Origin of the sequence: Pseudomonas ogarae, from assembly GCF_014268695.2 — a bacterium.
Lineage (GTDB): Bacteria > Pseudomonadota > Gammaproteobacteria > Pseudomonadales > Pseudomonadaceae > Aquipseudomonas > Aquipseudomonas kilonensis.
Genome location: NZ_CP077086.1, coordinates 649,946 through 672,339 on the forward strand (window position 1 = coordinate 649,946; position 22,394 = coordinate 672,339).

At 62.2% G+C, this 22,394-nt stretch carries 16 protein-coding genes; 14 read left to right on the top strand and 2 right to left on the bottom strand.

Features of this window, described 5'->3' with window-relative positions; translation table 11 throughout:
* The first annotated feature begins 193 nt into the window (after positions 1-193).
* The 5 genes from HU749_RS02820 to HU749_RS02840 all read left to right on the top strand — a co-directional run bounded on the left by HU749_RS02820 (position 194) and on the right by HU749_RS02840 (position 9,781).
* A complete protein-coding gene (locus HU749_RS02820) occupies positions 194-2,644 on the top strand; it encodes a glycogen/starch/alpha-glucan phosphorylase (RefSeq protein WP_095974086.1) in 2,451 nt (816 codons plus the stop codon).
* Between the two features lie 295 nt (positions 2,645-2,939).
* Complete coding sequence (locus HU749_RS02825; protein WP_186651384.1) at positions 2,940-6,563, top strand: DUF2339 domain-containing protein; 3,624 nt, start codon at positions 2,940-2,942, stop codon at positions 6,561-6,563.
* Positions 6,560-7,936: a DUF3999 domain-containing protein gene (locus HU749_RS02830; protein WP_186651382.1), complete on the top strand. Its 1,377-nt coding sequence runs from the start codon at positions 6,560-6,562 to the stop codon at positions 7,934-7,936. The genes HU749_RS02825 and HU749_RS02830 overlap by 4 nt, the downstream gene beginning before the upstream one ends.
* A 234-nt stretch (positions 7,937-8,170) precedes the next feature.
* Positions 8,171-9,181, top strand: a complete 1,011-nt coding sequence (locus tag HU749_RS02835) for a class 1 fructose-bisphosphatase (RefSeq protein ID WP_003196872.1) — start codon at positions 8,171-8,173, stop codon at positions 9,179-9,181.
* 3 nt (positions 9,182-9,184) lie between these two features.
* Positions 9,185-9,781 (top strand): DUF924 family protein, encoded by a 597-nt coding sequence (locus tag HU749_RS02840; RefSeq protein WP_079301544.1) that lies wholly within the window; start codon positions 9,185-9,187, stop codon positions 9,779-9,781.
* Positions 9,782-9,885: 104 nt separating this feature from the next.
* On the opposite strand, the gene HU749_RS02845 is transcribed toward HU749_RS02840, so the two are convergent.
* Positions 9,886-11,778, bottom strand: a complete 1,893-nt coding sequence (locus tag HU749_RS02845) for a methyl-accepting chemotaxis protein (RefSeq protein ID WP_200899359.1) — start codon at positions 11,776-11,778, stop codon at positions 9,886-9,888.
* Between the two features lie 283 nt (positions 11,779-12,061).
* Here HU749_RS02845 and HU749_RS02850 point away from each other — a divergent pair, with 283 nt between their 5' ends.
* Both HU749_RS02850 and HU749_RS02855 read left to right on the top strand, forming a co-directional pair.
* Positions 12,062-12,316: a lipoprotein gene (locus HU749_RS02850; RefSeq protein WP_018608002.1), complete on the top strand. Its 255-nt coding sequence runs from the start codon at positions 12,062-12,064 to the stop codon at positions 12,314-12,316.
* Between the two features lie 31 nt (positions 12,317-12,347).
* The gene (locus HU749_RS02855; protein WP_079301546.1) at positions 12,348-12,917 is read left to right on the top strand and encodes a lipocalin family protein; all 570 of its coding nucleotides are present in this window, start codon (positions 12,348-12,350) and stop codon (positions 12,915-12,917) included.
* Between the two features lie 120 nt (positions 12,918-13,037).
* Here the strand turns inward: HU749_RS02855 and HU749_RS02860 are convergent, their stop codons facing one another.
* A complete protein-coding gene (locus HU749_RS02860; RefSeq protein ID WP_186652517.1) occupies positions 13,038-14,402 on the bottom strand; it encodes a formimidoylglutamate deiminase in 1,365 nt (454 codons plus the stop codon).
* Between the two features lie 143 nt (positions 14,403-14,545).
* Between HU749_RS02860 and hutC the strand changes: the two genes are divergently transcribed.
* The 7 genes from hutC to HU749_RS02895 all read left to right on the top strand — a co-directional run bounded on the left by hutC (position 14,546) and on the right by HU749_RS02895 (position 22,358).
* On the top strand, positions 14,546-15,256 hold the full coding sequence (hutC, locus tag HU749_RS02865; RefSeq protein WP_172436109.1) for a histidine utilization transcriptional repressor HutC: 711 nt from the start codon (positions 14,546-14,548) through the stop codon (positions 15,254-15,256).
* On the top strand, positions 15,253-15,822 hold the full coding sequence (locus HU749_RS02870) for a HutD/Ves family protein (protein WP_046064103.1): 570 nt from the start codon (positions 15,253-15,255) through the stop codon (positions 15,820-15,822). The genes hutC and HU749_RS02870 overlap by 4 nt, the downstream gene beginning before the upstream one ends.
* Positions 15,823-16,269: 447 nt before the next feature.
* Positions 16,270-17,958 carry a urocanate hydratase gene (gene hutU, locus HU749_RS02875; protein WP_186652516.1) on the top strand — a complete coding sequence of 563 codons (1,689 nt, stop codon included), beginning with the start codon at positions 16,270-16,272 and terminating at the stop codon, positions 17,956-17,958.
* Between the two features lie 144 nt (positions 17,959-18,102).
* Positions 18,103-19,569, top strand: a complete 1,467-nt coding sequence (locus tag HU749_RS02880) for a purine-cytosine permease family protein (protein ID WP_186652515.1) — start codon at positions 18,103-18,105, stop codon at positions 19,567-19,569.
* A gap of 70 nt (positions 19,570-19,639) precedes the next feature.
* On the top strand, positions 19,640-20,608 hold the full coding sequence (locus tag HU749_RS02885; RefSeq protein WP_014336129.1) for an ABC transporter substrate-binding protein: 969 nt from the start codon (positions 19,640-19,642) through the stop codon (positions 20,606-20,608).
* A 71-nt stretch (positions 20,609-20,679) separates the two neighbouring features.
* Positions 20,680-21,531 (top strand): ABC transporter permease, encoded by an 852-nt coding sequence (locus HU749_RS02890; protein ID WP_003196893.1) that lies wholly within the window; start codon positions 20,680-20,682, stop codon positions 21,529-21,531.
* Positions 21,528-22,358: a quaternary amine ABC transporter ATP-binding protein gene (locus HU749_RS02895; RefSeq protein ID WP_050586211.1), complete on the top strand. Its 831-nt coding sequence runs from the start codon at positions 21,528-21,530 to the stop codon at positions 22,356-22,358. The genes HU749_RS02890 and HU749_RS02895 overlap by 4 nt, the downstream gene beginning before the upstream one ends.
* Positions 22,359-22,394 lie beyond the last annotated feature (36 nt).

Here is a 22,394-nt window from a genome sequence, read left to right on the forward strand (position 1 = left end):
CGACCATCCGCCAGTTTTTTTTCATCCAGGCCAAACCCGCTCGGATCGGCACGGCCCCTGCATTCATTCGATCATCCGGCAATTCCATGGCGACGATTCTCCGACACTCGGGAAATCCACCGAACCAAGAGCCTGTACCGTCTGTCAGACCGTCTAGGCTCAGACAATTCCATGCTCGTTCGAGGTCTTATCAATGACTCAAGAACCACTTGTTCGCGAAGCCGAAGTTGCCGCATTTCGCGACGCCGTGTTGACCAAGCTCACTTATGCCGTTGGCAAGGACCCGGATCATGCGTTTGATCACGACTGGTTCGAAGCCATTGCCCTCGCCGCCCGCGACCACATGGTCGATCACTGGATGGACCACACGCGACAGATCTACCGCAAGGGCCAGAAGCGCGTTTATTACCTCTCCCTGGAATTCCTCATCGGTCGCTTGCTCTACGACAGCCTGAGCAACCTCGGCCTGCTGGATACCGCCCGCGAGGCGCTGACCGAGCTGGGTGTGGACCTGGAGCGCATCCGTCTGCTCGAGCCGGATGCGGCGTTGGGCAACGGTGGCCTTGGCCGCTTGGCCGCATGTTTCATGGAAAGCATGTCCACACTGGGCATCGCCGGCCATGGCTACGGTATTCGTTATGAACACGGCCTGTTCCGCCAGGCGATCGTCGATGGCTGGCAGCAGGAGCAGACCGAACACTGGCTGGATTTCGGCAACCCGTGGGAGTTCGAGCGGCCGGAGGTGGTCTACCCGATCGGCTTTGGCGGTGGCGTCGAGACCGTGACCGATGAGGCGGGTAAAACCCGGCAAGTCTGGTCCCCGGCCGAAACCGTGCGGGCCATCGCCTATGACACGCCTGTGGTGGGCTGGCGCGGTGCCAGCGTCAACACCCTGCGCCTGTGGCGTGCCCGCGCCGTGGAAGACCTGCACCTGGAGCGCTTCAACGCCGGCGACCACCTGGGCGCGGTAGCCGAAGTGGCCCGGGCCGAAAGTATTTCCCGCGTGCTTTACCCGGCCGACAGCACTGAGGCCGGCCAGGAACTGCGTCTGCGCCAGGAATATTTCTTCGTGGCCGCCTCGCTGCAAGACCTGCTGCGTCGTCATCGCAACATGCACACCTCAGTGCTGACCCTGGGCGATCACGCCGCGATCCAGCTCAACGACACTCACCCGTCCATTGCCGTGGCCGAGCTGATGCGGCAACTGGTGGATGTCTACGACGTGGCTTGGGACGCGGCCTGGCAGATCACCCAGGACACGCTGTCCTACACCAACCACACGTTGTTGCCCGAAGCCTTGGAAACCTGGCCGGTGGGGCTGATGGAGCGCATGTTGCCCCGGCACATGCAGATCATCTACCTGATCAACGCCCAGCACATCGATTCGCTGCGAGCCAAGGGCGTGCACGACTTTGATGTGCTGCGTTCGGTTTCGCTGATCGAAGAGGACAACGGTCGCCGGGTGCGCATGGGCAACCTGGCATTCCTCGGTTCCCACAGCGTCAACGGCGTGTCCGGGTTGCATACCCAGCTGATGCGTAGCACGGTGTTTTCCGAGCTGCACAAACTCTATCCGGATCGGATCAACAACAAGACCAACGGCATTACCTTCCGCCGCTGGTTGTTCCAGGCCAATGCCGAATTGACCTCGATGATGGTCGATGCCCTCGGCCCGAGCGTGCTCGACAACCCCGAGGAGCGCTTGATCGAGCTGGAGCCGTTTGCCGACAAGCCAGCGTTTCGCAAGCTGTTCGCCGAGCAGCGCTTGCACAGCAAGAAGGCCCTGGCTTATCTGATCCACGAACGCCTGGGCATCGCCGTGAACCCAGCGGCGATGTTTGACGTGCAGGTCAAGCGGATCCATGAGTACAAGCGCCAGTTGCTCAACCTGATGCACACCGTGGCGCTGTACCAGGCGATCCGCGCCGAGCCGGAAGTGGACTGGGTACCGCGGGTGAAGATCTTCGCCGGCAAGGCCGCCGCCAGTTATCACCAGGCCAAGCTGATCATCAAATTGACCAACGACATCGCCCGGGTGGTGAACAACGACCCGACCGTGCGCGGCCTGCTCAAAGTGGTGTTCCTGCCCAACTACAACGTCAGCCTGGCCGAAAGCATCATTCCGGCGGCGGACCTGTCGGAGCAGATCTCCACGGCCGGTTTCGAAGCGTCGGGCACCAGCAACATGAAATTCGGCCTCAACGGCGCACTGACCATCGGCACCATGGACGGCGCCAACGTGGAGATGCATGAGCGCGTCGGCGGTGAGCACATGTTCATCTTCGGCCTGACTGCCGAGCAGGTGGAGGCCCGCAAGCAAAACGGTGAGTTCAGCGCCGCGCCGGATATCGCCGCGTCCCATCGGCTCAACGATGTGTTGCAGGCGATTCGCGGCGGGGTGTTCTCGCCGGATGATCCGATGCGCTACGCCGGGTTCGTGGACTCGTTGGTCGATTACGATCGCTTCCTGGTCTGCGCCGACTTCGACTCGTACTGGAACGCCCAGGCCAAGGTCGAAGAGCGTTGGCACGACTCCAAGCAATGGTGGCGTTCGGCGGTGCTCAACACCGCGCGCATGGGCTGGTTCTCTTCGGACCGGACCATCCGTGAATACGCGACCGACATCTGGAAAGCCCTGGAGTAGCATTTGCTGTAAGAAATGTGAGCGAAGCCCAACGGCGGTTGGGCTTCGTCGATATACTAGGCGCCAGTTTCGCCGGGCTGGGGTGTGGCCGGGCTCAGCACTGGAAGTGCCAACAATCCAAATGTGGGAGCGAGCTTGCTCGCGATAGCAGCAGGTCAGGCAATATGAGTGTCGCCTGACACGCCGCTATCGCGAGCAAGCTCGCTCCCACAGGGTTTGGGGGTTTCCACTAGACTGATCCAGGCACCGCATCACCCCGGTTACGCCCGCAACGGGCCGCTTAGGGATATCGACCATGCAATGGATCTTGACGCTGTTGGGCCTGGCACTCGGCTGGGTGGTGGACGAGTCGTTCGCCGATGCGCTGATAGGCGCGCTGGTGGGGCTTGGCATCGCTCAGTCGTTTCGATTGGGGCGCCTGGGTATCCAGGCGGCCAAGCAACAGATCTTGTTGCAAGAGGCCCAGCAGAGCTTGCTCGCGTTGGAGGCACGGCTGGCAGTGTTCGAGCGCGGGGCCGTTGCCGCATCGAGTGAGCCTGCGCCAGCGCCCGAGGTTGTCGTGCCCCAGGCCGCGAAGCCCGAAGCGCGCACCGAGCCAGAGCTGGTCTGGGAGTTGCCGCCAGATCTCGAGCCCGTTCCCACGATGGCCACCCAAGCCAGCCAACCGTTGCCCGATGACGTTTGGAAACCCGCGCCAACCACGTCCAGTCGGCGTGCCGACCGCGACTTCGCGCCGTTGCCCCTGGAACCGAGGGTTTCGAAACCCGCGGCCCCCCGTGGCCCGAATCTATTCGACCGCGCCGTGATTGGCGCGCGCAACTGGCTGTTCGGTGGCAACACGGTGCTGCGGGTCGGTGTGGTGCTGTTGTTCCTCGGCCTGGCGTTTTTGCTGCGCTACGCCACCGAAGGCATGGTGGTGCCGATCGAATTGCGTTACGCCGGCGTCGCGGCCAGCGCGTTGGGCCTGTTGGGCCTGGGTTGGTGGTTGCGCCAACGCAACAGCAACTATGCGCTTATGCTCCAGGGCACCGGGATCGCGGTGCTGTACCTGACGGTGTTCGCGGCCATGCGCCTGCATCCGTTGCTCGATTCCAAGGCGGCCCTGGGCTTGCTGGTGGCGGTGACGGTGTTCTCGGCAATCCTGGCGATTACCCAGAACGCCCTGGGCCTGGCTGCGGCTGCGGCGCTGGGCGGGTTTGCCGCGCCGATCCTGACCTCCACCGGCAGTGGCAACCACGTCGCGCTGTTCAGCTATTTCATCCTGCTCAATGCCGGCATCCTTGCGATTGCCTGGTTCAAGACCTGGCGCCTGCTCAACCTGATCGGTTTTGTCGGCACCTTCGGCATCGGTTTCGCCTGGGGCATGCGTTCCTATATACCGGAATTGCTCTGGAGCACCGAGCCTTTCCTGATCCTGTTCTTCCTTGTCTACCTGGCGATTGGCTTGCTGTTCACCCGGCGCAAGTTGCTGGAAATGAGCGATGCTCCCGAAGATGCCAGCCGCGATGCGCTGTTGCACTGGTCGGCGCGCAAGGGCGATTACGTGGACGGCACCATGCTGTTCGGCCCGCCGCTGGTGGGCTTCGGCTTGCAGTTCGCGTTGGTGCAGCATTTTGAGTTCGCCGCTGCGTTCAGCGCCCTGGCCCTGGGCATGATCTACATGGGCCTGGCGCGGGTATTGATGGGCGGTCGCGCCCTGCTGCTGGCGGAAACCTGCCTGGCCCTGGGGGTGATTTTTGCCAGCCTGGCGATCCCCTTGGGGCTCGACGCCCGTTGGACCGCAGCGGCGTGGGCCGTGGAAGGCGCGGGGATCTTCTGGCTGGGCCTGCGCCAGCAGCGCCCATTCGCCCGGGCTTTTGCCTTGTTGCTGCAGTTGGGCTCGGCACTGGCGTTCGTCAGCGAGTTGCGCAGCGGCGACGGCAGCTTGCTCGATGGCTCACCGCTGGGCGCATTGATGCTCGGCGGTGCCTTGCTGTTCACCTTCCACCAACTGCACAAGGCTGAACCTGAGCACAGCGCCCATTGGGAGCGCCGAGGACTGCCGGTGCTGGCTGTGCTGGGGTTGAGTTTCCTCTATCTGCTGGCACCGCTGTTCTTCTTCACCCACGGCACCGCCATTGCCTGGGCCCTGGCTGGATTGGCAACGCTGTTTGTCGGCCTGCGCCTGCAGTCGCGCAGCTTCCTGTTCACAGCATTCGCGGTGCAATTACTTGGCGGCGCGCTGTTCCTGTTGCGCTTGCAAGGCGCCGAGGGGGATTCGGCGGCGGTGTTCAGCGCGGGCTGGAGCGGTTTGCTCAGCGCCTCGCTGATCGGCCTGGCGTTGATTGGCGGCATGTTGCTGGCGGCACGTGACGACATGGTGCGCAACGATGTCCGGTTGCTGCGCGGCTTGTCGGTGGTGTTGTTGGCGGGGTTGGTGCTGATCAACCTTGCGGTGCTGTTCGTCCTGCCGTGGCAAACGGCGAGCGGTGTGTGGGCGGCCAGCGGCCTGTTGATCATCTGGCTGAGCCTGTACCTGAAGCAACGTGTGAGCTTTGTCTTCGGCCTGCTACTGCAGCTGCTTGGCGGTGCGGCGTTCCTGACGGCGGGGCCGGCGCTGTTGGGGCCGCTCAATGCCGAGGATCTGCGACCGCTGGCCCATAGCGGCTTCTGGACGCCGCTGGTGCTGGGGCTGGCAGCGCTGGTGGGCGCATGGCGCCTGCAACGGGCACACGCGGCGCAGGAACTCGAGACCTTGAGCTTGCAGCGCCTGTCCGAGCTGCTGCTGATCTGGGGCGCCGGTTGGTGGGCGCTGGCGTGGGTCAGCGAAGTATTGCGCTTTGCCCCGGCGAACCTGCAAGGCAGCTGGCTGCTGCTGGTTGCGGCGATCAGCGTGGCGGTATGGACGGTCTTGGCGCAGCGGTTGAAATGGCCGGCGCTGGGGCTGCTGTGCACCTTGTCGATCCCGGCGGCGGGCTGTGTGCTGGGAGCAACGTGGCACAGCCACTATCACCCCGCCGCGAATTTCGGCTGGCTGGCCTGGCTGGCGGTATTTGCCGTGCATTTCCTCTCTCTCAAACGCCTGGCGCCGATGCTGCCGGCCTCTGCGCGCAGTACGGCCCACGTGCTGGGCTGCTGGTTGCTGATGGCGGTGTTGATGCTGGAGTTGCGTTATGGCCTGCTGTTGCTGTCCGAGCAGTACAACGCCTGGCGTTGGCTGGCCTGGGCGATCCTGCCGGGCCTGTACCTGGTGCTGATGGCCACGCCGCGTACCTTGCCATGGCCGGTTTCGGCGCAACCACGGGAATACCGTGTCTACGCGGCGGCGCCCATGGCGCTGTTGATGCTCGGTTGGTTCTGGCTGACCAACACCTTCAGCGATGGCAACTCAGAGCCGCTGCCTTATGTGCCGTTGCTCAACCCCTTGGAGCTGGGCCTGCTGTTCGCCTTGTTCGGTATCTATGTGTGGGCTCGCAACGCCGTGGCGCAATCGACGAACCGTTGGAATCGCGTCGGGCACATCGCCCAGTTGATCGCCGGGGTGTCGCTGTTCGCGTTCTTCACCGCCCTGGTGATGCGCACTGCCCACCAGTGGATGGGTGTCCCGTACGAGCTGGATGCGCTGCTTGAATCGATGTTCGTGCAGGCCGGGCTGTCCATTGTCTGGACCCTGATCGCTTTGGGCCTGATGATCGGCGGGCATTTGCGCCACCGTCGTGAAGTGTGGCTGATCGGCGCGGCGTTGATCGCCGTGGTCGTGGCCAAGCTGTTCTTTGTCGAATTGAGTAACCGTGGCGGTCTGGCGCGGATTGTTTCGTTTATCGGTGTAGGCGTGTTGCTGCTGGTAGTGGGCTATTTTGCCCCGCTGCCACCCAAGCGCCCAGAGACGGTCGCGCAGGATGAACCGCCTATGCCTGTCAGTGAGGGAGTGTCATCTTGAGTCGCAAGTTGAGTCGGATCGGGCTGGGCGTGGTGGGGTTATGGGCGGCATTGTCGGCCGTGGCCCAGGAGCAATCGACGGATTTCGCCCATCAGGTGCCCTTGGCCTTGAGTGGCGAAGGGCCGTGGTATCGCCTCCCGTTGCCACTGGAGGTGCAGTTGCAAGCGCGGCAGACCGACCTGAGCGACCTGCGGGTCTTCAACGTCGCCGGCCAGGCCCAGGCTTACGCCTTGGTGCGCGAGTCGGCCCAGAGCCGGGAAAACCGCACCCTTACCGATGTGAAGTGGTTCCCGCTGTACAACGCCGCCGATGACAACGAGCGCGCGCCCAGTGTGCGGGTGCAATCGAACGCCAACGGCACCCTGGTGGAGGTCCAACCCTCCAGCCGGCTCGAAGCAGGCGAGGAGGAGTTGCGTGGCTGGTTGTTGGATGCCAGCGCGATCAAGGCACCGTTGCAGCAGTTGATCCTCGACTGGACCAGTGAGCGCGACGGTTTCCAGCGGTTCACCATCGAAGCCAGTGACGACTTGCAGCACTGGCAGTCGTGGGGCGAAGGCCAGGTGGCGCGCTTGACCTTTGCCGATGAGCGAGTCGAGCAGCATGAAGTGAGCTTGCCGGGGCAATCGGCGCGTTACCTGCGGTTGCTGTGGGATTCGCCGTCCTCCGCGCCGGTGCTGACCTCGGCCCAGCTGCAAAGCGCCAGCCGCGAAAGCCTGCCGTTGCCGCTGGTCTGGTCGCAGCCGTTGGCAGGCAGCACTGCGAAGGCCGGTGAATACACCTGGCAGTTGCCCATGGGGCTGAACATCGAGCAGGTGCAGGTCGAGCTGAGCCAGGCCAACAGCCTGGCGCCGGTGATCCTGGCCGGTCGCCGTGAAAGCAGCCATCCGTGGCAGCCGCTGGGCAGTGGCTTGCTCTATCGCCTGACCCAGAACGGCCAGGATGTGCTGCAAAACCAATTGCAACTGTCCGGCCAGACCGTACAGCAATTGAAATTGACCGTGGACGAGCGTGGCGGCGGCCTGGGTAGCGAAGCCCCGGCCCTGCGCTTTGCCGTGCGTCCGACCCAGGTGGTTTTCCTGGCGCGCGGCGAAGGGCCCTACCGCCTGGCCCTGGGCAACGCGACAGTGAAAGCGGCCAGCTTGCCCTTGACCACGCTGGTGCCCGATTACAAACCGTCGCGCCTGGCGACGCTGGGTACGGCGACCGTGAACGGCGCGGCCACGTCGACCCCGGCTGCGGCCACGGCAACCGCGCCAGCGACGGTCGATACCAATTGGAAGAAAATCGGCTTGTGGTCGGTGCTGCTGCTCAGCGTGCTGTTCCTCGCGGCGATGGCGTTCAGCCTGTTGCGCAAGCCGCCGGTCAAGAGTTGAGGTGATTCATCGCGAGCAAGCTCGCTCCCACAATAGATCGCGTTCGTCGGAACAACTCGGTCAACTGTGGGAGTGAGCTCGCTCGCGATAGCGTCCTCTCAATCAACAGAAATACCCAAGCGAACCGCTACCCCGTGAACTCAATCCTCCATTCCCCGTCTCATAGGAGGAATTAAGTCCCGACTCGCGCTAAACTGCGCTGGTTTTTCCGTCCCCTATTCTTCGGAGCCGTCCATGTCCCGCGTTACCTTGAGTCGCTATTTGATTGAGCAGACCCGCAGCAACAACACCCCTGCCGATCTGCGCTTTTTGATCGAAGTGGTGGCGCGTGCGTGCAAGGAAATCAGCCACGCCGTCTCCAAAGGCGCGCTGGGTGGTGTCCTGGGCAGCATGGGCACCGAAAACGTGCAGGGCGAAGTGCAGAAGAAGCTCGACGTGCTGTCCAACGAAATCCTGCTCGAAGCCAACGAGTGGGGCGGTCACCTGGCCGGCATGGCGTCCGAGGAAATGGACAATGCCTACCAGATCCCGGGCAAATACCCCAAGGGTGCCTACCTGCTGGTGTTCGACCCACTGGACGGTTCGTCGAACATCGACATCAACGCACCGGTTGGCACCATCTTCTCGGTACTGCGCTGCCCGAACGAGTACCTGAGCCAGAACGAAGCCTTGAATGAAAAGGCCTTCCTGCAGCCAGGCACCGAGCAGGTCGCTGCCGGTTACGCCATCTACGGCCCTCAGACCATGCTGGTGCTGACCCTGGGCGACGGCGTCAAGGGCTTCACCCTGGACCGCGAAATGGGCAGCTTCGTACTGACCCACGAAGACATCACCATTCCTGAAACCACCCAGGAATTTGCCATCAATATGTCCAACCAGCGTCACTGGGAAGCCCCGGTAAAACGCTACGTCGAAGAGTTGCTGGCGGGCGAAGAAGGCCCTCTGAAAAAGAACTACAACATGCGCTGGGTTGCCGCGATGGTTGCCGATGTGCACCGCATCCTGACCCGTGGCGGTCTGTTCATGTACCCGCGCGACAGCCGTGAGCCGTCCAAGCCGGGCAAACTGCGCCTGATGTACGAAGCCAACCCGATGTCGTTCCTGGTGGAACAGGCTGGCGGCGCTTCCACCGACGGTCACCAGCGCATCCTCGATATCAAGCCCGACGGTCTGCACCAGCGCGTGGCGGTGTTCCTCGGCTCGAAGGAAGAAGTGGCGCGCGCCACGGCCTACCACAAGGAATAAATCATGGCCGAGCCCTGGCAGCCGTTGCTCGATTGGTGGTTTGGTTCAGCCAAGACACCGGACGAAATATCGGCTGACAGAGGCAAGCTGTGGTTCGGCAAACGCCATGATCGCCAGGCCAACGAGCGCTTTGGCGATCAGGTCGAGCTGGCACTGGCCGGCGGATTGACCGACTGGGCGCAACGCCCGGAAGGTTGGCTGGCCCTGGTGCTGCTACTCGACCAACTCCCGCGAATGATCTTTCGCGACACCCCCAAGGCCTTCTCCGGTGACCTGCGTGCCCAAGCGCTGGTGGCCCAGGGCATGGCGGCGGGTTTCGACCGGCAACTCAAACCGATCCAGCGGGTATTCATCTACCTCGTACTCGAACACTGCGAAAACCTCGCGGTGCAGAACGAGGCCGTGTCACGGTTTATCGATTTGGTTCGAGAACAGCCGGAGGCGCAGCGGGCGGTGTTTGAAGACAACCTGGATTATGCCGAGCGGCATCAGAGGATCATTGCCCGGTTTGGGCGCTTCCCCCATCGCAATGCGGTGTTGGGGCGCGAGTCCACGGCTGATGAAGTGGAATTCTTGAGCAGGCCTGGGTCCAGGTTCTGATTTTGCTGTGAGGCTGATACCGTCTTCGCGAGCAGGCTCGCTCCCACAGTAGATCACTGTCTCTGTGGGAGCGAGCCTGCTCGCGAAAGGGGCCCGCAAAAGCGCTAGATCCGGAAGCTTCCCACCAACTGCTTCAACCGCGCCGCCTGCTGCTCAAGGTCGGCACAGGCCCGCAAGGTGGCTTGCAGGTTTTCCACGCCTTCCTGGTTCAGGGTGTTGATCTCGGTGATGTCGACGTTGATCGACTCCACCACGGCGGTCTGTTCTTCGGTGGCGGTCGCCACGGACTGGTTCATGCCGTCGATTTCACCGATACGCTGGGTCACGCTGCCCAACCGTTCGCCGGCCTGGTTGGCGATGCTGACGCTGCCTTCGCTCTGGCGCTGGCTGTCGGTCATGGTCAGTACCGCTTCCCGTGCGCCAACTTGCAGCTCTTCGATCATCTTCTGCACTTGCTGCGCCGAGTCCTGGGTGCGGTGAGCCAGGTTGCGCACTTCATCGGCCACCACGGCGAAGCCACGGCCGGCTTCACCGGCGCGGGCCGCTTCGATGGCGGCGTTGAGGGCGAGCAGGTTGGTCTGCTGGGAAATGCTGGTGATCACCTCAAGAATCTGGCCGATGTTCACCGTGTTGCTGTTCAAGGTTTCGATGTTGCCGCACGAATCGCTGATCTTGGCCGACAACTGCTGCATGGCCGCGATGGTTTTATCCACCACTTGTTGGCCATCTTCAGCCAGGCTGCGCGCATCGCTTGAATGTTGCGAGGCGAGGGCGGCGTTCTGGGCGATTTCCTGGGCGGCGGCACCGAGCTGGTTGATGGCCGCGGCCACGCTGCTGGTGCGCGAAGCCTGCTGGTCGGAGTTGTACATCGACGAGTTGGAGGCGCTGACCACGCGCAGGGCAACTTCGTTGACCTGGCCGGTGGCCGAGGCCACTTCACGGATCGAGGTATGAATGCGTTCGACAAAGCGGTTGAACGAAGTCCCCAGCGCGCCGAATTCGTCGTGGCCGTGGATGACCAGGCGCCGGGTCAGGTCGCCTTCGCCTTCGGCGATGTCGTGCATGGCGCGGCCCATGGCCAGCAGCGGTTGCATCAGCACGCGGATCAACATGCCGAGCAGGGCGATGATGAACACCACGGCGATGACCATGGCGATCAGCGCCGAAGTGCGGAACTCGCTGAGCATCGCCAGTGCGGTGTCCTTGTCGAGCACCAGCGCAACGTACCAGTCGGCTCCCGGCACACCGTTGACGTGGGTGAAGGAGATGAATTGGGTCTTGCCGTCGAGGTCGACTTCTTTCACGCCCGGGCTGATTTGAGGCGCGCCGTTAGGGTACGCCTCGGCCAGGGTCTTGAGCACGCGCTTGCTGTCGGGGTGGATCAGGATCTTGCCGTCGGCGCTGACGATGAACGCGTGGCCGTGGCCGCCGAAGTTCAGCGAGTTGATGATGGCGCTGACGCTGGACAGGTCGATGTCCGCGCCGGCTACGCCGATCATCTGGTTCTGGCGCTGTACCGGCGTGGCAACGGTGATCACCAGCTTGCCCGACGAGGCGGCGATGTAGGGTTCGGTGACGATGGTTTGCTGTGCGCTGTTGGCGGCCTTGTACCAGCCACGGGCGCGCGGGTCGTAGTCGGCGGCGCGATTGCCGGCCGGTACCGAGAACATCACACCATCGGTGCCGCCGAAATAGCTGAGCTGGAAGTTGCCGGTGTAGGCCGGCAGGCCCACGGCGCGCTTGAGGCTGTCGGCACCATTGCCGTCCACGGCGATCTGCTGGGCCAGCGATTGCAGCAACTGAATACGGCCGTCGACCCACGTCTGGATGTTACGGCTGGTCAGGTTGCCGAGTTCCTGCATGGAGGTCTCGGTGCTGGCGTGCAGGCTCTGGCGTTGACGATAGTCGTTGAACAGGATGAAACAAGCGAATGCAATGGCTACCACGAGGGCGGCAGCCAGCAGGATTTTATGGCTGAATTTCATGTTTCTGGTCATTAAGAACACTACCGCGGAGGGACGGGTCAGGAAGGGCTGTCAATTTGCCATAACGCAGGATTTTGCGCTGTTACTTTTTATCGGCGCAAAAGCCCGGCCCATCAGGCGCCAAGGGCCCAATCCCGACGAAAGGTACGACGGCGTCACAAACCGGGTGATTCACCGATGAAACACCTCTGCACAGCCAATAAATACTGGGCGCGTCAGGGAACCAGATAGGGGTTTTCTCTTCTAAGGATCAGGTTGGCACCCTGCCACCTCCCTTCGTTCCAGGAGTTACTCCATGTCGCTGCGATCTATCGCCCTGCTGTTTATGTGCGTCGTGTTGACTGCATGCAGCAAGGTCAACCAGGAAAACTATTCGAAACTGTCGGCTGGCATGCCCAAGTCCGAAGTCGAAACGTTACTGGGGAAACCGACCGATTGTTCAGGTGCGCTCGGCATGTCCAGCTGCACCTGGGGCGACCAGAAAAGCTTTATCAGCGTGCAGTACGCCGGTGACAAAGTGTTGATGTTTTCCGGCCAAGGCCTGAAGTAAACCGAGGCCAGAGGCCTGCGGGAGAAAAATAATGATGCGGTTAGTTTTTGTGCTTTTAGCTGGCCTGGTTTTGGCTGGCTGTGCCACTTCTGGCGAAGATCCGCTGGCACCCAAGACGGTCAACAGCGTCAATCTCAAGCGTTACCAAGGGACCTGGTATGAATTGGCCCGCCTGCCCATGTACTTCCAGCGCAATTGCGCGCAATCGGAAGCTCACTACACCCTCAAGCCAGACGGCAACGTGGGTGTGCTCAATCGCTGCCTGACTTCTGACTGGCAGTGGGAAGAAGCCAGGGGCACCGCCACGCCGCAGGTGCCGGGCAAGACCGACAAGCTCTGGGTCGAGTTTGATAATTGGTTTTCGCGGATCGTGCCGGGCGTGGCCAAAGGGCAATACTGGGTGCTGTACGTCAGCGATGACTACAAGACCGCCATCGTTGGCGACCCGAGCCGTCGCTACATGTGGCTGCTGTCCCGTACACCGACCGTCAATAGCGTCGTGCGCGAGGAACTGCTGAGCAAGGCACGCCAGCAGGGCTACGACACCACACGCTTGATCTGGCGCGCGTCGGATCGACAGATGGCCAAAACTTCGGATTGATCGACGCCTGGGACCACAATGTGGGAGCGGGCTTGCTCGCGAATACGGTGTATCAGACACATAGATGTCGGCTGTCACACCGCATTCGCGAGCAAGCCCGCTCCCACATTTTTATCCGCGTTAGCCCAGCAGTTCGCGCAGTACCTGGGTAAACGCCCGGGCGCTTTGCTCTTCGCCGGCATGACGCCCATCGCGCACCACCCACTGCCCGCCGACCATCACATCGCGCACCTGACGATCGCCGCCAGCAAACAGCCAGCGATTGAGGATCCCGTCGCCCTGGGCCGTGGCCAAATAGGGGTCGCTGCCATCGAGCACCAGCCAGTCGGCGCGCTTGCCGATTTCAAGGGCGCCGACCGGTTGCCCCAGAGCCTGGGCACCGCCTTCCAGCGCCGCGTCAAACAAGGTGCGGCCGACCATCGGCTGATCCGCTCGATACAAGCGGTTGCGCCGTTGATCCCGCAGGCGCTGGCCATATTCCAGCCAGCGCAATTCTTCGACCACGCTCAACGACACATGACTGTCGGAGCCGATCCCCAGGCGCCCGCCCTGGGCGAGGAAATCCACGGCTGGGAAAATCCCGTCCCCTAGGTTGGCTTCGGTGGTAAGGCACAGGCCGGCAATCGCCCGGCTCCTGGCCATGATGCTGACTTCCTGGGCGTTGGCGTGGGTGGCGTGGACCAGGCACCAGCGCTGGTCGACTTCGGTGTTTTCGTACAGCCATTGCAGTGGGCGGGCGCCGCTCCAGTTCAGGCAGTCGTCGACTTCCTTCTGCTGTTCGGCGATGTGGATGTGCACCGGGCATTCACGGTCGCTGGCGGCCAGCACGTCGTGGATTTGCCCGGGTGTCACGGCGCGCAGCGAGTGGAAGCACAGACCCAGCGCCTGGGACGGCTGCCCGGCCAGGATCGGCTGCAAGCGTGACTGAAGCTTCAAGTAGTTTTCGGTGCTGTTGATGAACCGGCGCTGCCCGTCATTGGGCGCCTGGCCGCCAAAACCGGAGTGGCTGTAGAGCACTGGCAACAGCGTCAGGCCAATGCCGGCGGCGCTGGCGGCGTGGCTGATGCGCAGGGCCAGCTCAGCCGGGTCGGCGTAGGCCGCGCCGTCGATATCATGGTGCACGTAATGGAATTCGGCGACCGAGGTGTAGCCGGCCTTGAGCATTTCGATGTACAGCTGGCGGGCGATGATACCGAGTTGGTCGGGACTGATTTTTCCGACGAGGCGGTACATCAAGTCGCGCCATGTCCAGAAACTGTCGTTGGGATTGCCCACCACTTCCGCCAGCCCGGCCATCGCCCGTTGGAAGGCGTGGGAGTGCAGGTTCGGCATACCCGGCAACAGCGGACCGCCCAGCCGTTCGGCGCCGTCTGCGTGGGAACCGGCCTGGACATGGGTCAGGACGCCTTCGGCATCGACCTCAAGACGTACATCATGGGCCCATCCACTAGGCAGCAGCGCGCGTTCGGCAAAGAAGGCGGACATGGTTCAACCTCATCGTGCGTAATTTGTATATACATATACAGACGTTTGCCTGGCCGGTAAACTCCGGCAAGCTAGCATTCTTATCCGCAGAACAGGGAACCGCCGTGCCGACTCCGCCTGCCAAACCGCCGCTGGCCGCAAACATGGGTGACAGTCCGGCACCCCTGTACGCCCGCGTCAAACAGATGATCACCCAGCAGATCGACAGTGGAAACTGGCCGCCGCATTACCGCGTGCCGTCGGAAAGCGAACTGGTCAGCCAACTGGGCTTCAGTCGCATGACCATCAACCGTGCGCTGCGGGAAATGACCGCCGACGGCCTGTTGGTGCGCATGCAGGGTGTCGGCACCTTCGTGGCCGAGCCCAAGAGTCAGTCCGCGTTGTTCGAAGTGCACAACATCGCCGACGAAATCGCCTCCCGTGGTCATCGCCACTCCTGCAAGGTCATCACCCTGGAAGAAGAGGCGGCCGGTTCCGAGCGGGCCCTGGCCCTGGACATGCGCGAAGGCCAGAAGGTGTTCCATTCGCTGATCGTGCATTTCGAGAACGACATCCCCGTGCAAATCGAGGACCGTTTCGTCAACGCACTGGTGGCGCCGGACTACCTCAAGCAGGATTTCACCGTGCAAACGCCCTACGCCTATCTCAACCAGGTCGCGCCGCTGACCGAAGGCGAGCATGTGGTCGAGGCGATCCTGGCCGAGCCGAGCGAATGCAAGTTGCTGCAGATCGAAAGGGGCGAGCCGTGCCTGTTGATCCGCCGCCGTACCTGGTCCGGACGCCAGCCGGTGACCGCCGCACGCCTGATCCATCCAGGCTCCCGTCACAGTCTGGAAGGGCGCTTTCATAAATGAGCCATTTGAAGGTTTTGCGCGCGGCAGACTACCCACGCATGCCGTGGAAAAACGGCGGCGGCAGCACTGAGGAAATCACTCGCGATGCCGGCGCCGGCCTGGAAGGTTTCGGCTGGCGCCTGTCGATTGCCGATATCGGTGAGTCGGGCGGTTTTTCCACCTTCGCCGGTTACGAGCGGGTCATCAGTGTCTTGCAGGGGGACGGCATGACGCTGAACGTCGATGGCCAGGCCACGCGGGCTCTGCATCCGCTGGACCCCTTTGCCTTCAGCGGCGAGAGCCATGTCTATTGCACGTTGCTGGGCGGACCGATTCGCGACTTCAACCTGATCTACGCGCCGCAGCGTTACCGCGCGCGGTTGCAGTGGTTGGGCGGCCAGCAGCGGTTTTTCAGTGAGGCGGGAACGGTGCTGGTGTTCAGTGCCGCTCCTGGACTGGCTATCAAGATCGGTGAGTCTGCCGTGGACTTGGGCCTCTACGACTGTTTGCAACTGAGCGGTAACACCGGGTTGGTGGATGTCTCGACCCACGGTCAATGCTGTGTGATCGAACTGACCGCCTGTTAAGAAAACCTGTGACAGAGCTTTTGTGGCGAGGGAGCTTGCTCCCGCTGGGCTGCGCAGCAGTCCCAAAAAGAGGGCCGCTACGCGCCCCAGCGGGAGCAAGCTCCCTCGCCACAAAAAACGCGCTCATTGTTTCCTGTTAGCGCACCAACTTGTTACCGAATGCCCCAGCGTGGCGCAATACCACGCTTTTATGCCCCTCCGATTTCCCCCTCGAAAACCCTCTTGAAAAATTTCATTCGGCTCGGCAGCCCTTAAATCATAAGGCTTGCAGCCAATCCCCCAACCGTTCCTGAGCACCGCCTCCAGCAAGTTGGCCGCTTGATTGCATATGCTTGTACATACAAGTAAAGACGTATGCGTATGAGTCACCGATATTCAACGCAACGTCCGCTGAATCGCTGCCCACTGCCCGGGCTGGTCTGGATTGATCGCTGAGGAGTTTTTGCTGTGACCGACGCTACCCGCAAACCCGAAAAATACCGTGACGTTGAAATCCGTGCCCCTCGCGGTAACACGCTGACCGCCAAGAGCTGGCTGACTGAAGCGCCGCTGCGCATGTTGATGAACAACCTCGACCCGGAAGTGGCCGAGAACCCCAAGGAACTGGTGGTCTACGGTGGCATTGGCCGCGCGGCGCGCAACTGGGAGTGCTACGACAAGATCGTCGAAAGCCTGACCAACCTGAATGACGACGAAACCCTGCTGGTGCAATCCGGCAAGCCGGTGGGCGTGTTCAAGACCCACAGCAACGCCCCTCGCGTACTGATCGCCAACTCCAACCTGGTACCGCACTGGGCCAGTTGGGAGCACTTCAACGAACTCGACGCCAAGGGCCTGGCCATGTACGGCCAGATGACCGCCGGCAGCTGGATCTACATCGGCAGCCAGGGCATCGTGCAAGGCACTTATGAAACCTTCGTCGAGGCCGGTCGCCAACACTACGACTCCAACCTCAAGGGCCGTTGGGTCCTGACCGCCGGCCTGGGCGGCATGGGCGGTGCGCAACCCTTGGCCGCGACCCTGGCCGGTGCGTGCTCGCTGAACATCGAGTGCCAGCAGGTGAGCATCGATTTCCGCTTGAAAACCCGCTACGTCGACGAGCAAGCCAAGGACCTCGACGATGCCCTGGCGCGCATTGAGAAATACACCGCCGAAGGCAAGGCGATTTCCATCGCGCTGTGTGGGAACGCTGCCGAGATCCTGCCGGAAATGGTCCGTCGTGGGGTGCGCCCAGACATGGTCACCGACCAGACCAGCGCCCACGACCCACTCAACGGCTACTTGCCGGCCGGCTGGACCTGGGACGAATACCGTGCCCGTGCCAAGACCGAACCCGCCGCCGTGGTGAAGGCTGCCAAGCAATCGATGGCCGTCCACGTCAATGCCATGCTGGCCTTCCAGAAAATGGGCGTGCCGACCTTCGACTACGGCAACAACATCCGCCAGATGGCCCAGGAAGAGGGCGTCGAAAATGCCTTCGACTTCCCAGGCTTCGTCCCGGCCTATATCCGTCCGCTGTTCTGCCGCGGTATCGGCCCGTTCCGCTGGGCCGCGCTGTCGGGTGATCCGCAGGACATCTACAAGACCGACGCCAAGGTCAAGGAACTGATCCCCGACGACGCCCATCTGCACAACTGGCTGGACATGGCCCGCGAGCGCATCAGCTTCCAGGGCTTGCCGGCACGTATCTGCTGGGTTGGCCTGGGCCAACGCGCCAAGCTGGGCCTGGCCTTTAACGAGATGGTGCGCAGCGGCGAATTGTCGGCGCCGATCGTCATCGGCCGCGACCACCTCGACTCTGGCTCCGTGGCCAGCCCGAACCGTGAAACCGAGTCCATGCAGGACGGCTCCGACGCCGTTTCCGACTGGCCGTTGCTCAACGCCTTGCTCAACACCGCCAGCGGCGCGACCTGGGTTTCGCTGCACCACGGTGGCGGTGTCGGCATGGGCTTCTCCCAGCATTCGGGCATGGTCATCGTTTGCGACGGTACCGACGAAGCGGCCGAGCGCATTGCCCGCGTGCTGCACAACGACCCGGCCACGGGCGTGATGCGTCATGCCGATGCCGGTTACCAGATCGCCATTGATTGCGCCAAGGAACAGGGGCTGAACCTGCCGATGATCACCGGTAAATAACGCAACACCCATGTGGGAGCGGGCTTGCTCGCGAAGGCGGTTTTACATCCGAGGCATGTGTTGAATGACACACCGCTTTCGCGAGCAAGCCCGCTCCCACAAAAAAGCATCGCCCGAACGAGAACAATCCACAGAGGTTGAACCATGGCTGTCACCAGCACACGTGCAAGCAGCAAGCCGTTGATCGAGAAACGTTCGATTGACTACATCCCGGAAGCGGAGAGACACGGTCGGCTGTTGAGCCAGTTCACTCTCTGGATGGGTGCCAACCTGCAAATCACAGCCATTGTCACCGGTGCATTGGCGGTGGTGCTGGGCGGTGATGTGTTCTGGTCGTTGATCGGTTTGCTGATCGGCCAACTGCTCGGCGGTGGCGTCATGGCGCTGCATGCCGCGCAAGGGCCCAAGCTGGGCCTGCCGCAGATGATCTCCAGCCGGGTGCAGTTTGGTGTGTATGGCGCAGCCATCCCGATCGTGCTGGTGTGCCTGATGTACCTGGGTTTCACCGCAACGGGAACCGTGCTTTCCGGCCAGGCGCTGGGCCAGTTGTTTGGCGTCAGCGACAGTGTCGGCATCCTCATTTTCGCCAGTGTCATCGTGCTGGTCACGGTGCTCGGCTATCGGGTGATTCACTTCATTGGCCGTGTCGCCAGCGTTATTGGTGTGATTGCCTTTGTTTACCTGTTCGCTCGCCTGATCAGCCAGACGGACGTTGGCGCACTCCTGCAAATCCGCCATTTCAGCTGGAGCAGTTTTCTGCTTGCGGTGTCGCTCGCGGCATCCTGGCAGATCGCCTTCGGCCCCTACGTGGCGGACTATTCACGTTACCTGCCGAGCAAGACTTCTTCGGTGAAAACCTTTTTTGCCGCAGGCGCCGGTTCCGTCATCGGCGCACAGGTGGCGATGATCCTCGGCGTGTTTGCCGCCGCCTCGGCCAATGGGCAGTTCGCCGGTCACGAAGTGGCCTACATCGTGGGCCTGGGGGGCACCGGTGCCACCGCTGCGCTGCTGTATTTCAGCATCGCGTTCGGCAAGGTGACCATCTCGACGCTGAACTCCTACGGCAGCTTCATGTGCATCGCGACCATCATCAGCGGTTTTCGTGGTCACCTGAACGTAACGCGCCTGCAGCGCCTGGTCTTCGTGCTGGTCATCGTCGGCGCTGCGACGCTGATCGCGCTGCTCGGCCAGCACTCGTTCCTCGGTGCATTCAAGTCCTTCATCCTGTTCTTGCTGGCGTTCTTTACGCCTTGGAGCGCGATCAACCTGGTGGACTACTACTGCATCACTCGCGAGCGCTATGACGTGCCGGCACTGGCCGATCCGAACGGCCGCTACGGTCGTTGGAACGCCCTCGGCATCAGCGTCTATGTCTTCGGTGTCCTGGTCCAACTGCCGTTCATCGCCACCAAGTTCTATACCGGTCCGCTGGTGGAGGCCATGGGTGGTGTGGACATTTCCTGGATCATCGGCCTGGTGGTTCCGGCGGCGCTGTATTACGTCGTCGCCAAGAAGTGGCACAGCGCTGTACCCGATCAATTGATCCTGCCAATCGAGCAGGACACGGTTGACGCACAACCGAGCAGGGCGGGCCGCATTCAAGCGGTCTGATGGGACGTTGACAGGGCTGGATGCCTCTTGACTGCCGTAAGCCAATCCAACTGATTAGGAGCGTCACATAATGAAGTCGAACAAGACCCTGCTGACCACATTGCTTTCCATGGGCCTGCTGGCCAGCGCCGGCGCCACACAAGCGGCGGGTTGGTGCGAGTCGGGCAAACCGGTGAAGTTCGCCGGCCTGAATTGGGAAAGCGGCATGTTGCTGACCGACGTCCTGCAAGTGGTGCTGGAGAAAGGCTACGACTGCAAGACCGACAGCCTGCCAGGCAACTCCATCACCATGGAGAACGCCTTGAGCAGCAACGACATCCAGGTGTTCGCCGAAGAGTGGGTCGGCCGCAGCGAAGTCTGGAACAAGGCCGAGAAGGCCGGCAAGGTAGTCGGCGTTGGTGCCCCGGTCGTGGGTGCCATCGAAGGCTGGTACGTGCCGCGCTACGTGGTTGAGGGCGACGCCAAGCGCAAGCTCGAAGCCAAGGCCCCGGGCCTTAAGAACATCGCTGACCTGGGCCAGTACGCGGCTGTGTTCAAGGACCCGGAAGAACCGTCCAAGGGCCGCTTCTATAACTGCCCGGCCGGCTGGACCTGCGAGCTGGACAACAGCGAAATGCTGAAAAGCTATGGCCTGGAAAAAACCTACACCAACTTCCGTCCAGGCACCGGCCCGGCACTGGATGCGGCGGTGCTGTCGAGCTACAAGCGTGGCGAACCGATCCTGTTCTACTACTGGTCGCCCACGCCGCTGATGGGCCAGGTGGACCTGGTGAAACTGGAAGAAAAACCAGGCGTGGATAAAAGCGTGAGCATCAAGGTCGGCCTGTCCAAGACCTTCCACGACGAGGCTCCGGAACTGGTGGCGGTGCTGGAAAAGGTCAACCTGCCGATCGATATCCTGAACCAGAACCTTGGGCGCATGGCCAAGGAGCGGATCGAGTCGCCGAAACTGGCGAAGATCTTCCTGAAGGAACATCCTGAAGTCTGGCACGCCTGGGTCAGTGAAGACGCTGCCAAGAAAATCGACGCGGCTCTGTAGGTCGAATACTTCCCGGCCAACCGTGGGGCTGGCCGGGACGTTCACCGCATCCACTTGATCGAGAGTCTCTTATGTTTCCCGAAAGCTTTACCTTCTCCATCGCCGATTGGGTCAACGGTTGGGTCGACTCCCTGGTGACCAACTATGGCGATGTGTTCCGGCACATCTCCGACACCCTGCTGTGGGCCATCGTCAACCTTGAAGGCCTGCTGCGCATGGCGCCCTGGTGGCTGATGCTGGCCATCGTCGGCGGCATCGCCTGGCACGCCACCCGCAAGGTCGTCGCCACGGCGGTGATCGTCGGCCTGCTGTTCCTGGTGGGCGCGGTGGGCCTGTGGGACAAGCTGATGCAGACCCTCGCCCTGATGCTGGTGGCGACACTGATCTCGGTGTTGATCGGCATTCCGCTGGGCATTCTTTCGGCGCGCAGCAATCGCCTGCGTTCGGTGCTGATGCCGTTGCTGGACATCATGCAGACCATGCCGAGCTTCGTGTACCTGATTCCGGTGTTGATGCTGTTCGGCCTGGGCAAGGTCCCGGCGATTTTCGCCACGGTGATCTACGCCGCGCCGCCACTGATTCGCTTGACCGACCTGGGCATCCGCCAGGTAGACGGCGAAGTGATGGAAGCCATCAACGCCTTCGGCGCCAACCGTTGGCAACAGCTGTTCGGCGTGCAACTGCCCCTGGCCCTGCCGAGCATCATGGCCGGGATCAACCAGACCACCATGATGGCGCTTTCGATGGTGGTCATCGCCTCGATGATCGGCGCCCGTGGCCTGGGTGAAGACGTGCTGGTGGGCATCCAGACCCTCAACGTCGGACGCGGCCTGGAAGCCGGGCTGGCGATCGTGATTCTCGCCGTGGTCATCGACCGCATTACCCAGGCCTATGGTCGTCCTCGGCACGAGGTGAGCAAATGAGCAACGCAGCCATCAGCAAGATCGAAGTCAAGAATGTCTTCAAGATTTTCGGCAATCGCTCCAAGGAAGCCCTGGAGCTGATCCGCCAGAACAAGACCAAGGACCAGGTGCTGGCCGAAACCGGTTGCGTGGTCGGCGTGAACGACCTGTCGCTGAGCATCGGCACTGGCGAGATCTTCGTGATCATGGGCCTGTCCGGCTCCGGCAAGTCCACGTTGGTGCGCCATTTCAACCGGCTGATCGACCCTACCAGCGGCGCGATCCTGGTGGACGGCGAAGACATCCTGCAACTGGACATGGACGCCCTGCGCGAATTTCGCCGGCACAAGATCAGCATGGTGTTCCAGAGCTTCGGCCTGCTGCCCCACAAGAGCGTGCTGGACAACGTTGCCTACGGCTTGAAAGTGCGCGGCGAGAGCAAGCAGGTGTGCGCCGAGCGAGCGCTGCACTGGATCAACACCGTGGGCCTGAAAGGCTACGAGAACAAATACCCGCACCAGCTCTCCGGCGGCATGCGCCAGCGCGTCGGCCTGGCCCGGGCCTTGGCGGCGGACACCGACATCATCCTGATGGACGAAGCCTTCAGCGCCCTCGACCCACTGATCCGCGCGGAAATGCAGGACCAGTTGCTGGAGCTGCAAAAGACCCTGCACAAGACCATCGTCTTCATCACCCACGACCTCGACGAGGCCGTGCGCATCGGCAACCGCATTGCGATCCTCAAGGACGGCAAGCTGATCCAGGTCGGCACGCCCCGGGAGATCCTGCACTCGCCGGCGGATGAGTATGTCGATCGGTTTGTGCAACGGCGGGCGGCGGTGGTTTGAGGTTGTGGTGGTCGGCGCGCTTTTGTGGCGAGGGAG

Bases quoted from the DNA above. Each gene is read 5' to 3' on its own strand.
- HU749_RS02820 (WP_095974086.1), top strand. From the start codon at position 194: ATGACTCAAGAACCACTTGTTCGCGAAGCCGAAGTTGCCGCATTTCGC.
- HU749_RS02825 (WP_186651384.1), top strand. From the start codon at position 2,940: ATGCAATGGATCTTGACGCTGTTGGGCCTGGCACTCGGCTGGGTGGTG.
- HU749_RS02835 (WP_003196872.1), top strand. From the start codon at position 8,171: ATGTCCCGCGTTACCTTGAGTCGCTATTTGATTGAGCAGACCCGCAGC.
- HU749_RS02840 (WP_079301544.1), top strand. From the start codon at position 9,185: ATGGCCGAGCCCTGGCAGCCGTTGCTCGATTGGTGGTTTGGTTCAGCC.
- HU749_RS02845 (WP_200899359.1), bottom strand. From the start codon at position 11,778: ATGACCAGAAACATGAAATTCAGCCATAAAATCCTGCTGGCTGCCGCC.
- HU749_RS02850 (WP_018608002.1), top strand. From the start codon at position 12,062: ATGTCGCTGCGATCTATCGCCCTGCTGTTTATGTGCGTCGTGTTGACT.
- HU749_RS02855 (WP_079301546.1), top strand. From the start codon at position 12,348: ATGATGCGGTTAGTTTTTGTGCTTTTAGCTGGCCTGGTTTTGGCTGGC.
- HU749_RS02860 (WP_186652517.1), bottom strand. From the start codon at position 14,402: ATGTCCGCCTTCTTTGCCGAACGCGCGCTGCTGCCTAGTGGATGGGCC.
- hutC (WP_172436109.1), top strand. From the start codon at position 14,546: ATGGGTGACAGTCCGGCACCCCTGTACGCCCGCGTCAAACAGATGATC.
- HU749_RS02870 (WP_046064103.1), top strand. From the start codon at position 15,253: ATGAGCCATTTGAAGGTTTTGCGCGCGGCAGACTACCCACGCATGCCG.
- HU749_RS02880 (WP_186652515.1), top strand. From the start codon at position 18,103: ATGGCTGTCACCAGCACACGTGCAAGCAGCAAGCCGTTGATCGAGAAA.
- HU749_RS02885 (WP_014336129.1), top strand. From the start codon at position 19,640: ATGAAGTCGAACAAGACCCTGCTGACCACATTGCTTTCCATGGGCCTG.
- HU749_RS02890 (WP_003196893.1), top strand. From the start codon at position 20,680: ATGTTTCCCGAAAGCTTTACCTTCTCCATCGCCGATTGGGTCAACGGT.
- HU749_RS02895 (WP_050586211.1), top strand. From the start codon at position 21,528: ATGAGCAACGCAGCCATCAGCAAGATCGAAGTCAAGAATGTCTTCAAG.